At 44.5% G+C, this 13366-nt stretch carries 12 protein-coding genes and 1 pseudogene; 3 read left to right on the top strand and 10 right to left on the bottom strand.

The features are described from left to right. Both C1I60_RS25530 and C1I60_RS10260 read right to left on the bottom strand, forming a co-directional pair. Positions 1–543 (bottom strand): annotated as a pseudogene (locus tag C1I60_RS25530) (protein licA); the annotation flags it as partial. 245 nt (positions 544–788) lie between these two features. After that, positions 789–1481 (bottom strand): pectate lyase, encoded by a 693-nt coding sequence (locus C1I60_RS10260; RefSeq protein ID WP_137061636.1) that lies wholly within the window; start codon positions 1479–1481, stop codon positions 789–791. A 557-nt stretch (positions 1482–2038) separates the two neighbouring features. Here C1I60_RS10260 and C1I60_RS10255 point away from each other — a divergent pair. Next, a complete protein-coding gene (locus C1I60_RS10255) occupies positions 2039–2611 on the top strand; it encodes a shikimate kinase (protein WP_137062229.1) in 573 nt (190 codons plus the stop codon). A 145-nt stretch (positions 2612–2756) separates the two neighbouring features. On the opposite strand, the gene aroD is transcribed toward C1I60_RS10255, so the two are convergent. The 3 genes from aroD to C1I60_RS10240 all read right to left on the bottom strand — a co-directional run bounded on the left by aroD (position 2757) and on the right by C1I60_RS10240 (position 5931). Continuing rightward, complete coding sequence (gene aroD, locus C1I60_RS10250) at positions 2757–3521, bottom strand: type I 3-dehydroquinate dehydratase (protein WP_137061635.1); 765 nt, start codon at positions 3519–3521, stop codon at positions 2757–2759. 105 nt (positions 3522–3626) lie between these two features. After that, a complete protein-coding gene (locus tag C1I60_RS10245; RefSeq protein ID WP_137061634.1) occupies positions 3627–4886 on the bottom strand; it encodes an MFS transporter in 1260 nt (419 codons plus the stop codon). Between the two features lie 133 nt (positions 4887–5019). Next, positions 5020–5931: a LysR family transcriptional regulator gene (locus tag C1I60_RS10240; RefSeq protein ID WP_137061633.1), complete on the bottom strand. Its 912-nt coding sequence runs from the start codon at positions 5929–5931 to the stop codon at positions 5020–5022. A 177-nt stretch (positions 5932–6108) separates the two neighbouring features. Between C1I60_RS10240 and C1I60_RS10235 the strand changes: the two genes are divergently transcribed. Beyond that, positions 6109–7299 (top strand): MFS transporter, encoded by a 1191-nt coding sequence (locus C1I60_RS10235; RefSeq protein ID WP_137061632.1) that lies wholly within the window; start codon positions 6109–6111, stop codon positions 7297–7299. Positions 7300–7328: 29 nt separating this feature from the next. Next, entirely contained in the window at positions 7329–8219 is an 891-nt protein-coding gene (locus tag C1I60_RS10230; protein ID WP_137061631.1) for a shikimate dehydrogenase, read from the top strand. Between the two features lie 93 nt (positions 8220–8312). On the opposite strand, the gene C1I60_RS10225 is transcribed toward C1I60_RS10230, so the two are convergent. The 5 genes from C1I60_RS10225 to C1I60_RS10205 all read right to left on the bottom strand — a co-directional run bounded on the left by C1I60_RS10225 (position 8313) and on the right by C1I60_RS10205 (position 13307). Further along, on the bottom strand, positions 8313–9539 hold the full coding sequence (locus C1I60_RS10225) for an RtcB family protein (protein ID WP_137061630.1): 1227 nt from the start codon (positions 9537–9539) through the stop codon (positions 8313–8315). A gap of 196 nt (positions 9540–9735) precedes the next feature. Beyond that, positions 9736–10737 carry a Gfo/Idh/MocA family protein gene (locus C1I60_RS10220; protein WP_137062228.1) on the bottom strand — a complete coding sequence of 334 codons (1002 nt, stop codon included), beginning with the start codon at positions 10735–10737 and terminating at the stop codon, positions 9736–9738. A 193-nt stretch (positions 10738–10930) separates the two neighbouring features. After that, entirely contained in the window at positions 10931–11839 is a 909-nt protein-coding gene (locus C1I60_RS10215; RefSeq protein WP_137061629.1) for an Rpn family recombination-promoting nuclease/putative transposase, read from the bottom strand. Between the two features lie 206 nt (positions 11840–12045). Beyond that, positions 12046–12687 carry a deoxynucleoside kinase gene (locus C1I60_RS10210; protein ID WP_044646624.1) on the bottom strand — a complete coding sequence of 214 codons (642 nt, stop codon included), beginning with the start codon at positions 12685–12687 and terminating at the stop codon, positions 12046–12048. Continuing rightward, a complete protein-coding gene (locus tag C1I60_RS10205; protein WP_137061628.1) occupies positions 12684–13307 on the bottom strand; it encodes a deoxynucleoside kinase in 624 nt (207 codons plus the stop codon). The genes C1I60_RS10210 and C1I60_RS10205 overlap by 4 nt, the downstream gene beginning before the upstream one ends. Positions 13308–13366: the final 59 nt, after the last annotated feature.

Genomic DNA, 13366 nt, shown 5'->3' with positions numbered 1-13366 from the left:
CTGGGCAAAAGACTGGTACTCCAGTTGTACGTAAATACGTTGCACCTGCTGTTTGGAGAATCCCAGTGAACTGCAAAGCTCCAGCACATCGAACTTGCGTTCATACAGCTCAGAAACCATATCCTGAATAAGCGGCTTGGGTCCTCGAAGTGGCATTCCAGCAAAACGCTCCGACGGCAAAGAATGCCACCCTGCTACAAGTCCAACAGCTCGTAGCATTGTTTCTTCTTCATGTAGATGGTGCAGAGGACCAAGGTCCTCAAAAATCATCCATTCCCCTCCGCCATCTATGCCTGCGCCAGAACAGGCCAGCAGTCGGGGATAGATGGGTGGCAACGAAGCAAGCACATGCTCATATACCCATCTCTCCCGGCCTGCTTGCTCATCATTGGTTAACGGCTTGAACACATAACTCTCATAAGGTGACACGTAAAAACGTTCAACATGCCGACCATTTGTACCTGTATATAAAACTTCCCGCCTCCACACCTGCGTATCATTCAATGTACCGACAACATTCACATATGGATGAAATAGATTCATAGCTTCCCAACTTTTTTGTATAAAATGTAATAGCAAGATCATATCACAGTACTCGTTCTGAACGAAGCCCGGCTTGTCTTTTGAGCGTTCCAACGGTATCTTCCGGTGGCGCGAAAAACAAATAGAAGCTAAATAGGGCTTGTCCCATCAGATCCAAACGATCTGTGGGACAGCCCTTATTTTCAATCTATACAAGGATAGAATCAAGATCTATTGATTCCCATTCCCGCTCTATCCTGTTCCGATTAATATTTAGTATTGCCAGACTCACTCGTATTACCGGATTTAAAGCCCTTGAACAATTGTGGCACATTGTGATAACGAGTGTTCGTAATTTTAGCTGTGCTGTTAGGACCGTCCGATCTCAGGATCGAATCCTTTACATTGGAAATATCCGAGTTATCCAAAGTCATATTCACTCTAAAAGTAGAGCCGCCCAGTTGGCGAACCAGCTTTCCGATATCATCAGCTCTAAAGTTTTTAATGTTAATCGTGCCCTCGGCATTGATTTGGAAGACTTTATCATATGCATGGAACGCTCCACCGCCTGTTATGTTTACCGTACCTTTTTCTTTAAGCGTCAATGCATCTTCACCTACATCCTCCCACGTTACGTTGGAAATGGTTCCGTTGCCATACACATGCACACCATCCGCAGCAGGCGCAGCAATGATTACATTTTTCAAAGTTGCACCATTTTCAAGCTTGAAAATAGGCTTTTGGGCCTCAGCCTGGCTTCCGTCACCCAAGGTTTTTGGATCAGCGGCTACCGTCTTTCCCTTACCATCATATACTTCTCCGGCTTTTACAAGAATCGTTTTACTAACGACTTCCGGTGCTGCATGAGCAGAATAATTGCCGACAAATAAAGCGACCAGCATACCTGATAAAGCGATACTCATTCCCTTTTTCAATACTTTGGCTGTGCTTGTGTTCATTTCAATTCATCCCTCTCGTAGATATTTTTTATTTCCGCCACTCCATTCGTAGTTGACTAGAACCTGTAGATCGTATCACCGCCTTCGTACAATGAACCCATTGACCGGTACATGTCTGCAAAATTGTATATTACTATTTACATATGTACACTTGGTATTTGGTTCAAAGTAACCCAATGCCATGAATTTAAATAAACACAAATTGTAAATATAGCGATTACATTTACAATTTGTATAACTCTATTATATTCTTACTTCCAGTAATTTCAATATATTTTCCGGCAAAATATGTCCTTTTTTTCAATTAAGTACAGAATATTGCCTTTTTATGCTTGTATAAGTTTGTTTTTTCGTCAAATTATGCATCAATTGGCTTCATGATCTAGTCTCGTTATATGCTCTACATCCCCAAAATGGTAATCAGAAGCCACTTTCGTCCTATACCTCGTTTTTGATGTGATCTATACTATTGAATGACACGTTTGATGAACGTATAATGTATTTAGTGCTTTGAAGCGTTACATCTCAACATTACTGGTGAGAAGAGAGTGGTTATGGTGCAAAACAAGAGAGAGATCCCATTAAGAGAACAAAATATTGTGCTCATCGGCTTTATGGGCGTAGGCAAAACAACGATTGGTTCCCATCTGGCGCGCAAGCTGTATCGAGATTTCTTGGATATTGACCAGGAGATTGAACAAGAGTACAACATGCCGACAACAGAAATTTTCAAAACATATGGAGAAAAAGGTTTCCGCGAGATTGAAAAAGACCATATTCTCAAACTATGCAGCAATACTCGATTGAAAGTCATTTCGGTTGGCGGCGGTGCTTTTTTACAAGAAGAGGTTAAACAGGCTTGTCTGGCTTCATCTATCGTCTTCTTTTTAGATTTAAATTGGGAATCCTGGAAGGATCGACTCAAGATGCTCATCGATACCCGTCCCAATCTGCAAAACAAGAATTTGGAGGAAATCGAAGCTCTTTTCCGTTCCAGACAGGGCATTTACGCGGTGAATCACTCCAAGATCAATACGGATCAGTTGGATGCGGAAGAAGTCGCAGACTATATTATCCAAACTCTAAATCTCGGTTGGGAACTGTATGAGCCTACACGGGGATTAAATTAAGCATTTGACAGGATGACATCGGAAGACCATTTGCGTCTCCCAAACTCACAAACACTTAACAAAAAGGAAGGCTCCATCATGCCTATGGCATACGGGCCTTCCTTTTTTGGATACTGGCACATGGGTTGCCAGCATTCATACCTTTTTACGAATGACTGTGCAATACATTCAATATCTCTCTCAGTTCAGTGACAGGAATCTGCCCCGGCGCGGAAGCTTTCTTAGCGGCACCAAAGGTTAAAGCCGAACCAAACAGCTCTCCGGTCAGACGGCTCACGACACCTTTTCCCGCCATCGACATCGTAATAATAGGCCGGTCTGCGTATTCCTCAGCCATGGTACGCGTGGCATCCAGCAAGATCAGCACATCGGCCGTACATGTCGGCATAACCGCTATTTTAGGCAAATCGCCTCCCAACTCCTGCGCCTTGCGCAAACGAGATACGATTTCCTCTTTTGGCGGCGTCTTCTGGAAATCGTGATTGGATATAATTACGGATACGTTATGCTTATGCGCAGCTTCCACCAGCGCCTTCACATCGGCTTCGTCATTAAAAAGCTCCACATCAATGATATCTACCTGTCCCGTTTCGGCTGCCGTACGATTCAACTCCACATAACTCGCCGTACTGATTTCCTTTTCCCCGCCCTCCCGAGCGCTGCGGAACGTAAAGACGAGCGGAATATTCGCCAAGATGGACCGGATTTCAATCAAGGCAGCCTTAACCTTCTCCAAATCCTCTACATGCTCGAAAAAATCGACTCTCCACTCCACGATATCCAGGTCGAGTGTACGCAAATGGGCAGCTTCTTCCTTCAGTTGCTTCAACGTTTCTCCCACCATCGGAACACAGATTTTAGGCGCACCTTCACCGATCAGAACATCTTTCACTTTAACGATTTTTGCCATATCAAACTCACTCCCAAATCATAGTTTTAAGTCGAGCATTTACAATATTTCATAGTATAACGCATTCTGAATAAGCCAGCTGATGATTAGTCCCCGATTGTTGGCTTACTCTGGATCAAGCGCGATTTTAGGGGACAATTTGCGACTTGATGGAAAAACGGTACTGTACCGGAAATTAACAAATACCGCCAGCACAATACCCACCACATTCACAATAATAGCCAGCATGAACACACTGGATATTTGGGAATGCTTCAAAAGGAACCCCGTAAACACAGGAATGACCGTGTATGACAGAGAAGTTGCCGTGTAAATAAATCCCGTAATCTGTCCTTTTCGTTGACTGAAAAACTCACTCATTACGGTCAAGGTCAGTTGAAGCACACCCGAAATGGAAAATCCGATGATACATGAGCTAATAATGGCCGCAGCCTGTGATTTGAAAAGGAGTAATGCTCCAAAGGCCAACAAAGAAATGCATGGATAAATGAGAATAATGTGAACCGGTTTGATCCACTTTCTTAACACAACCACCAATACAAATACGGAGACGAGAGAACCGACATTGTAATAGACTAATAATCTCAGCGACTCTGATTCAGTCATACCGATAAACTGCTGTCCAAAAGTAGGCAGCCACAACTGAACAATATACAGCAAGGTAGGCCCGGTAAAGCCGAGAACAATAAGGCAAAGCCCTTCCTGCCAGAAGCGCGGCTTGCTCCGGTCATTTGCTGTTAGCTCTACCGTTTGTTCCACGTTAGATACAGATGTATCGTGAACTGGCTCCTTGGGCGCCTGAACCCGCATGTCTGGAAACTTCATTTTGAACAGGTAAATCGCATTCATACCAAATATGAGTGCTGGTAAAAAGAACGAGAACCCGTAAAAAATATCGTGATTCATAAAAAAGATAATCATTAACGGTAAAAACGCCGCTCCGATGGATATAAAACCTCTCACCAGCACGGTAGCCGAACCGGAGGATTGGGGAAAAGCTTCGATCAGAGCTGGATAAGTGCCTGAATCGAGAAAAGAATTCGCTACGCCTGCCAGCACAGCCAGCACCATTGCCATTTCAAAGCTGGGGCTTAACGGTATACCGACCAGGAAAACGGCCATTAATAGCCCTGCGGCCACAATAAACGGCTTGCGACCATAACGGTCGGAAAGCACCCCGGATAGGTACAGCGTAAACAGCCTGCCAAATCCCATTGCGGATACCAGAAGACTGATTCCCGCCTGATCTGTATGCAAATGCTCGGTTAAAAAGGACATGTGTGACGCCAGCATAATGTTAAACATACCAAACAGAAGATAGTTTACATAAAGGCCGGACGCCACTGGAAAAGAAGAACGTTTCATCGTGAATTCACCAGCTTTTGTGAGTAAGTCTTGTGATGCCACTAATGTGAATCATTTCACATCATGTGTGTCGATGATGAAGTATAGAACACATTTTTAAATTTATCAAGTTTAAATATTGCGAGACACACATTTAGACACGCTGATGCGTTTTTAAATAAAATTCCTCACCGTAGCTGAGCGAAAAGTTCCGAAAGTCCACTACAGCCGGGGATAAATACCTGTTTTTGATGCTCGCCAGATAGATAAAACGCTCGTATTCGGGATTAACAATAGGCAATGTTTTGACGTTAAAATAATCCAACGATGAAATTCGGGGCATGACCGCAATTCCGTAATTCACAGATACCAGCCCTGCCATCGCCGTGTCCTCTTCAATCTCGCAAATAATCTCTGGAGTAACTCCTACTCTGGCGAATAGATTTTCAATAATGGGACGTATACCGCTTTTCTTGTTAAAAAAGATAAAAGGATATGTCGCCGTATCCTTGAGATCGATTTGGTCCAGCGAAGCCAGCGGATGATCTGGTGAAACAATAACGACCAGCTCCTGCAGAGCCAACGGAATGAATTCAACGTCCGGTTCATTTTCCATGTGAGAACAGAAAGCCACATCGTAATGCTCCTGCTTCAAGCCCTGGATAATATCGTTCGTGTTCCCTTGATGAAAAGAAAAAGATATATCTTTGCGGGCATCCGAGGCGGAGAAGGCCTGAATAATCGCTGGAATGAAGTGCGAGCCTAACGTGTAAATGAACGCCAGATCCACATTCCCGTGGTTAGGACTGACCAGTTCACGCAAGTTGTGCTCTCCCTTCTCCAATTCACTCATGGCATGCTCCACATATTTCAGGAAAAATCGTCCGTATTTGTTCAGCCGAATATTCCTCCCCTGCTTTTCAAACAAATGAACTCCCAGATCCTTTTCTAATTCTGAAATCGCATGGCTTAAACTGGGTTGAGTAATACATAGCCGCATAGCTGCTTGGGTAAAGTGCTCCATCTCCGCAAGTACACGAAAATATTGTAAGTGCTTCAGGTTCATAATTATGTAGTTCCCTTCTTTAATTTATATTTTAAATTATAGACCTAAACTATGAAAAGTAATAGAAATATGCATTGGATTTATAATAGCACTCCTTTTATAATAAAGACATAGAAACAATGTGAATTTTTTCACTATTAGACGATGGATCTAAAACTTAAGTTGGGAGCTATACTCATGAAAAATCCTTATATCAGAATGGCAACAGGGCTTTACATCAACTATTTTCTTTTGGGTATGATCAATGTTATCCTCTCCTCGAATATGAGCTTCCTGACCGTGCAATTGAACACGGATAAAGCAGCCATCGGCTATCTGGTGTCAGCGATCGGGATCGGTAAGCTGCTGGCGCTCGGGGTAGCCGGGAAAATGTCAGACAAGTATGGAAGAAAGCCACTCGTTGTGATTGCATCATTTGCTTATTTAATTTTCCTGATCGGTATTCCCCTTGCACCCAACTATACGTTGGCTTTCGTATTTGCTATTATCGCAGGGCTTTGTAACTCCATGATGGATTCGGGAACGTATCCCGCATTAATTGAAGGGTTCGGAAAAAAAGCCGGCTCTGCAACGGTCTTGGTCAAAGCATCCGTTTCTATCGGTGCCATTGTTATTCCGTTCATGATTGCATTCTTTATCGATCACAATATGTTCTATGGCTACTCCTTCTTTATTCCGGCAGGTATTTATCTGCTGAGCGGTATCTTCTTATCGACGACAGCCTTTCCCAATCACAAAATGGAGGAACAAAAGGCTACAACCAAGGCTGCTCAATCCGTGGATACATTCCGCAGTGAGCCTAAGTTTTGGCAAGAGGGTCTTTCTCTGATCATTATCGGGTTTACTTCCACTGTATTGTTCATGGTCGTGCAGCTATGGCTTCCTACCTTTGGGCAAGAGGCTTTGGGTATGGAGAAAGCCAGTGCTATTAAACTGTTGAGCTACTATAGTATAGGTTCGCTGGTTTCCGTTATTCTGTTAGCCGTGGTACTTGGCAGATTCATTAAACCGGTTACTGTCATGATTATATATCCGTTTATTGCCCTGCTTTCCTTGCTGGCTTTAATTACTTGGCACAATCCTGCCGCTACGATAATCAGTTCGTTCTTAATCGGATTGTCTACCGCAGGTATATTCCAAATTGCTCTCACCGTCATGACGGAATTCTTCCGCAAAAACAAAGGGACTACGACTTCTCTCGTGAACATTGCAGCCAGTCTTTCGTTCATCCTGATGCCGTTAGCTACCGGGGGCATGTCCAAGAGCCTCGGAATTACTTCCGTGTTCATTCTGGATATTGCGATTGCCGTAGTCAGTATTTTACTGGCCGTGTTTGTTGCTTATCGATATAAAAAAGTGTTTCATTAAACTACAAAGATTACTTGGAGGCTTATATCATGAAAAATGCTGGACGTATTGACGGAAGAACACAATTAATCGGATTGCTTGCTACACCGATCGGACATTCTTTGTCCCCGGCTATGCATAATCTCGCGTTTGAAAAACTGGGCCTGAACAACGCGTATATGGCCTTTGAAGTAGGAAATGAACAGCTGGAAGAAGTCGTACGCGGTCTGCGTGCTCTGAACATACGCGGTTATAACGTGTCCATGCCAAACAAAACAGCCATTGTGCAGTACCTTGACGAGCTGGACGACAGCGCTAAATTTACAGGTGCCGTCAACACCGTCGTAAATACGGATGGCAAGCTGAAAGGCTACAGCACAGACGGATCTGGTTATGTTCGCAACCTGCGTGAACACGGTATTGATCTGAAAGGCAAAAAAATGACACTCGTCGGCTCTGGCGGTGCAGCTACACCCATTGCTATTGAAGCAGCTCAAGCAGGTCTGGGTGAAATTTCAATCTTTGCCCGTAATGATCAGTTCTTTGCCCGTGCGGAAGAAAATGTCCGTATTATTAATGAAGATATGAAACACACCCAAGTCAAAGCAAATATATATCCTCTGGAGGATCAAGAACAATTACGTGAAGAGATCCGCACAAGTCATATCTTCGCTAACGGTACAGGCGTCGGCATGAAACCGCTGGAAGGCAAAAGTGTGATTGAAGATGTGTCCATGCTTCGTTCCGATCTGATCGTGACCGACGTAGTATACAGCCCGGCTAAATCCAAGCTGATGGAACAAGCCGAATCGGTAGGTGCAACAGCCATTAACGGTCTGGGCATGATGCTGTGGCAGGGCGCACTTGCTTTCGAGCTGTGGACAGGCCAAGAAATGCCAGTCTCTTATATCAAAGAACAGCTGTTTGCGGACCAATTGTAAGAATTAAAGAGACTATAATACTCAAAAGAGACTATATCCGGCGAATGATCGTTTCTGCCGGATATAGTCTCTTTTTATTACTAAATCTTTTCATTAATCCTTATACGGATCGAATTCATTCGCCCCCGCCATACATACTCCAATAGGCTTGAGCTCATGCAGAACCTCCACCGTCTCAGCATGAGCGTCCAGCACCTCGCGCAGCTTGCGGTAAACGAACGGGCTTTCATCCGTACCCGCTCCGCGCAGCTCGACACCATAGTCCTGTACGGCCTCCTTCATCTGCAAGTCCGTAATCTGCCCGCCGCTGCGCGTACGGGTTTTCCAGTTCATTTTACCGGCTGCCTGCGTACGGCTCATAATGCGTCCTGCACCATGAACTGTACTATAGTAGGAATCGCTATTTTCTACCGTATCCTTACCGCGTACAATCACCGAAATATCACCCATGCTTCCACCAATAAAACCCGTTTGGCCGGGAGCCGAGGGAGTAGCACCTTTGCGGACTACAATCGTGTCACGTCCATCATGCTGCTCTTTCCATGCGTAATTATGGTGATTATGCACGGCAAAGTCCGCTTCGGTACCCATTATACCAAGCACCTGATCTATCACATAATCCCGTCCCGCATAAGCATAACGTCCGGCAAGCCGCATCGCACGGTAGTACATATCCCCCAACTCACTATTCATGTCCAGCAGCACTGGCGGTTGATCCATATGCTCTCCCGGCGCTTTTCCGAGAAACTCCCGTCCTGCCGCCAAGTTTAGAAATCCGCTTGCTGTTTTGTGTCCAAAGCCCCGGCTTCCAAAATGATTCGCAATCCAGACCTGACCTGTCGCTTCCTCCACGAATACGTCAACAAAATGATTACCACTCCCCACCGTACCCAACTGGTCTCTTGCCAAGGATTTCAGCTTGTCATGCTCCTGTTTCCCAATCGCAGCATATACCGCCCAATCCGGGTCATCGAACAGCTCATGATCTACCTGAACCGCATTTACACGGCCTACGCCAAAGGAAATATGACGTGCAATCTCATCCATAATGGATGAAATACGTGGCAAAATATCTGCTGCGGACAGCTTGGTCCTAACCGCCTTGTTTCCGCATCCGATATCATACCCGACACCTGAAGGTGAAATTTGTCCGTCATATACCATCACGCCGCCAATCGGCTGACTGTAGCCTTTATGATGATCCGCCATCAGCAGCGCCTGAATCACATTACCGTTCTCGGCACAAGTACGGGCTTGAGATAATGCTCCTGCATCAGGCGCTCCCCATACTCGTACTCCATTGATTTCTTGATAAGCCACCGTTTCATCCTCCTGTATTTAACTTCATATTCAAACGTTGAACTTGTTATTAGCATTATGTATGTTTTACCAGCTTTCGAACAGGGTGAAAGTATTACAAGCACAGCAACAGATGTCCCGTAAGAAAATGAAAAAGATATCCATGCAGCCAATAAGGATGTAGGATATCTTTTTTTAGGTGGAAGTATTTAACAGACTAATGTGCAGACGTATTTTTCAAATCCGCTTCAAATCGAAGACCAATCTGCTGTCTTGCATCCTCCATCACTTCGGCGACTGCGAGTGAACACTCCAGTGAATTAATGGAGCTATTACGTTCTCCGCTTTTAATCAGATCAATAAACTCCTGAATTTCATAATACATCGGTTCACGGGTCTGTGCTTTCGTCAGATCCTCAATCGTGCCGTCCCGATAATGAATTTTCACCTCATACGGCTGGCTTATTTTGTCGATCACCATCGTTCCATTCTCACCCTGAATTTCAGCAGGCAAATATGAATCGGTAATCTTGGAGTGCATGACGACGGCGTCCATATCCGGATATCGCATAGCGATGCTGCCTTCCCCATCTACACCAGAAGACAAGAGCACGCCAACCGCGCGAACTTCCTCCGGTTTGCCGAACAATGCCACCATAGGATACAAGCAATAAACCCCAAGGTCCATCAATGAGCCATTCGAAAAAGCCGGATTAAAGGCATTCAACACTTTTCCTTGCTTAAAAGCATCAAAACGTGATGAATATTGACAATAACTTGCAAAATAACGCCTAACACGGCCTATTTTATACATATGGTCTTTAACAATTTTAAAGTTTGGCATAAGCGTAGATTTAATGGCCTCCATTAGCAAAACATCATTGTTGCGCGCAGCCTCAATCATGCTCTGCACCTCCGTTGCATTGGAGGCAAACGGCTTCTCACACAGTACGTGCTTTCCGTGATTCATACACACAATCGCCTGCTCCGCATGCAAGGAGTTGGGACTGGCAATGTATACGGCATCCACCTGATCACTTGCAGCCATTTGCGCTAAGTCTGTAAATACCTCCGGATGGCTGTTGTTCTTGGCAGCAAAAGCTTTGCCTTTATCCTCTGTTCGTGAGTATACCGCCGTCAGGGCAAATTCGTCCGTCTCTACCGCGGCTTGAATAAACCTCTCCGTTATCCAGTTGGTTCCAACAATACCAAAACGTATCACAGTATCCCATCCTTCCCCGTGAGTAATTTACATTTAAAATATGTATCCATTCTCGCATTCTAGCCTAAGCTTGTCCACTATACAGTTAAGCATACTTCGTCCTTGGAGATAATCTATTCGACAAAAAAAGACTGCGGTCATCAGCCAATTCATTCTGATTGTACCACAGTCCTTGTATGTTGTTTCTGATTTATACTTTCAGCGAACGCACCTCTGACTCGGATAAACCAGATGCTTTTACAATCACTTCAATTTCAAGCCCCATATTCAGCATATTTCGTGCGATTTCAATTGCCTTCTGGCGCTCTCCTTCAACTTTACCTTCTGCTTTACCTTCAGCCTTCCCCTCTGCCTTACCTAGTTTCAAGCCTTCCTCCCTTGCGCCTTCGATCATGGAAGCCTCATCATGCAGGTACTTTTGTCGGGCTTCATACTGTAAACGCGCCTCTTTATCCTGACTTAGAAACTCCAGCGTAGTCATCGCCTTTTTCAAACCGGGTTCATTCATGGCTAGTACCTCCCATTGAGATGGATTACTTCCCTTTAGAAACAGAAGCCAGTTGACCAAGCCACCGCTACCAGCCGGAATCTCGTGCTCATCCAGTTTGGGCAGTTCCAAAAAATGCAACTCCATATCATCACTAAACGGGATGCCCGTACGGTCCTCTGCCAAATGAAACACATTATGATAACGGCTGTTCGGTAGGAAGGAATAATTCAAAATGTTGATCGTTACACACTTTCTCAGCAGCTTATAGGATTGGCCTTCGTACAATTGTCCTGCATACTGCTTACTCCAATAAAACAAAGTTCGTTTATCCATGTCATACTTATTGAAAAGCTGCATCTCCACATTAATGAGCTGACCTTCCGACGTTCTGGCCCGAATATCCAAAATAGACTGCTTATCACGCGGTGCGTCCTTATCCGTATACGGATTCAAAAGTACAATTTCCGTTAATGGAGGTTTCCCCGCTTCCTCAAAGGTACGATTTAGAAAAGTTAAAAGCACATCACGATTTTCCTCGCTTCCGAAAATGCGCTTAAACAAAAAGTCATTGCGGGGGTCCAGCATTTCTACCACTAGAATCAGCTCCATCTGCTCATATTATACCACGACAATGAATAAGAAAGTACAATAAAGAACATACGTTCTCATATCCATCAATCAAAATATACCAGCTTCATGACCGCCAATCCATATTCCTAATGGATCATTTTCAGCGTGCTTACCTGCACAGATGTGCAAGGCTTTTAGAAATGTGTAACACAAAAAAAACCGTCCTCACGGACGGTCAACAATTTTTATTTTTTAGAAATTACCTTGCCTACCTCTACCAAAATGGCATCCATGGAAGCTGGGTCATGCACGTCATATTCATCAATGTTCAGACGCAGCACAGGACAGGCATCGAACTCGTTGATCCAATTGGAATATCTGCGATACATTTGCTCCCAATAAGATCGCTCTGTCTGGATCTCCATTTCACGACCGCGCTCCTCGATCCGGCTCAGTATGGATGGCAAGCTGCCTTCCAGATAGACCAGTACATCCGGGTGCGGGAAAAATGGCGTCATCACCATCGCCTCAAACAGACTGGTATACGTTTCATAATCCGTAGGGTTCATCGTCCCCTGGTCGGCATGCATTTTCGCAAAAATTCCTGTGTCCTCATAAATCGAACGGTCCTGCACAAAGCCTCCACCGGATAAGAAAATATTTTTTTGCTCCTTGAAGCGCTCGGCCAGAAAATAAATTTGCAGATGAAAGCTCCATCTTTCGAAATCGTGATAAAACTTCTCCAGATATGGATTATGATCTACCTTCTCCAGGGAGGTTTTAAAGCCCAGGCGTTCAGCCAAAGCAGCCGTTAGTGTGGATTTCCCCACACCTACCGTGCCCGCTACCGTAATCAGGGCATTCGCGGGAATGTTGTATTTATTCATTGAATAAGCTCCTTTACATCAGAAACAATCTGTTCAAATTGTGCTCGGTTTTCTACAAAATCAATCTCATTCCCGTTAACGGTCAATATCTTGGGAAAAGGAGCCTGTTTGGCGAGAAATTGTATGCCATTATCATAATCGGTGATGAGCTGCTCCAGATATGCCGGGTCCATCTCCTGTTCAAAGGAGCGCGCCCGTTTGCGGATTCTGCCCAGCAACGTATCCAAATCGGCTTTAATGTATATGATCACGTCCGGCTTAGGCATATCGTCGGTGAGCAGATGATAGATTTGGCGATATTTTTCAAGTTTCACACCCTTTAGGGTCCGCTCAGCAAAAATGAGGTTTTTATAAATATGATAGTCTGAAATAACAGGCTGTGCCTTCTCGATATATTGCAGGCCGGTATCCTCCAGTTGCTTGTACCGATTGCAGAGAAAGAACATTTCCAGTTGGAAGCTCCACTCATCTATATTTTGATAAAATTTATCGAGAAACGGGTTCTCCTCGACAATCTCTTTAATAATCGGCATATGCAGCTCCGTTGAAAGCATGGAAGCCAACGTCGTTTTCCCTGCTCCGATCGGCCCTTCAACAGCTATAAATGGGGCTTGTTTCATGTAGTTCCGTTCCTCCTTGTACTTCGGTCCATCCCATGGATAGCTATCCTATTGTATCA

Origin of the sequence: Paenibacillus terrae (assembly GCF_005217525.1) — a bacterium.
Lineage (GTDB): Bacteria > Bacillota > Bacilli > Paenibacillales > Paenibacillaceae > Paenibacillus > Paenibacillus terrae_C.
This window is presented reverse-complemented; position numbering and strand designations above follow the sequence as displayed.

Bases quoted from the DNA above. Each gene is read 5' to 3' on its own strand.
- C1I60_RS10215 (WP_137061629.1), bottom strand. From the start codon at position 11,839: ATGGAGCTGATTCTAGTGGTAGAAATGCTGGACCCCCGCAATGACTTT.
- aroD (WP_137061635.1), bottom strand. From the start codon at position 3,521: ATGGCAAAAATCGTTAAAGTGAAAGATGTTCTGATCGGTGAAGGTGCG.
- C1I60_RS10205 (WP_137061628.1), bottom strand. From the start codon at position 13,307: ATGAAACAAGCCCCATTTATAGCTGTTGAAGGGCCGATCGGAGCAGGG.
- C1I60_RS10210 (WP_044646624.1), bottom strand. From the start codon at position 12,687: ATGAATAAATACAACATTCCCGCGAATGCCCTGATTACGGTAGCGGGC.
- C1I60_RS10230 (WP_137061631.1), top strand. From the start codon at position 7,329: ATGAAAAATGCTGGACGTATTGACGGAAGAACACAATTAATCGGATTG.
- C1I60_RS10240 (WP_137061633.1), bottom strand. From the start codon at position 5,931: ATGAACCTGAAGCACTTACAATATTTTCGTGTACTTGCGGAGATGGAG.
- C1I60_RS10235 (WP_137061632.1), top strand. From the start codon at position 6,109: ATGAAAAATCCTTATATCAGAATGGCAACAGGGCTTTACATCAACTAT.
- C1I60_RS10260 (WP_137061636.1), bottom strand. From the start codon at position 1,481: ATGAACACAAGCACAGCCAAAGTATTGAAAAAGGGAATGAGTATCGCT.
- C1I60_RS10245 (WP_137061634.1), bottom strand. From the start codon at position 4,886: ATGAAACGTTCTTCTTTTCCAGTGGCGTCCGGCCTTTATGTAAACTAT.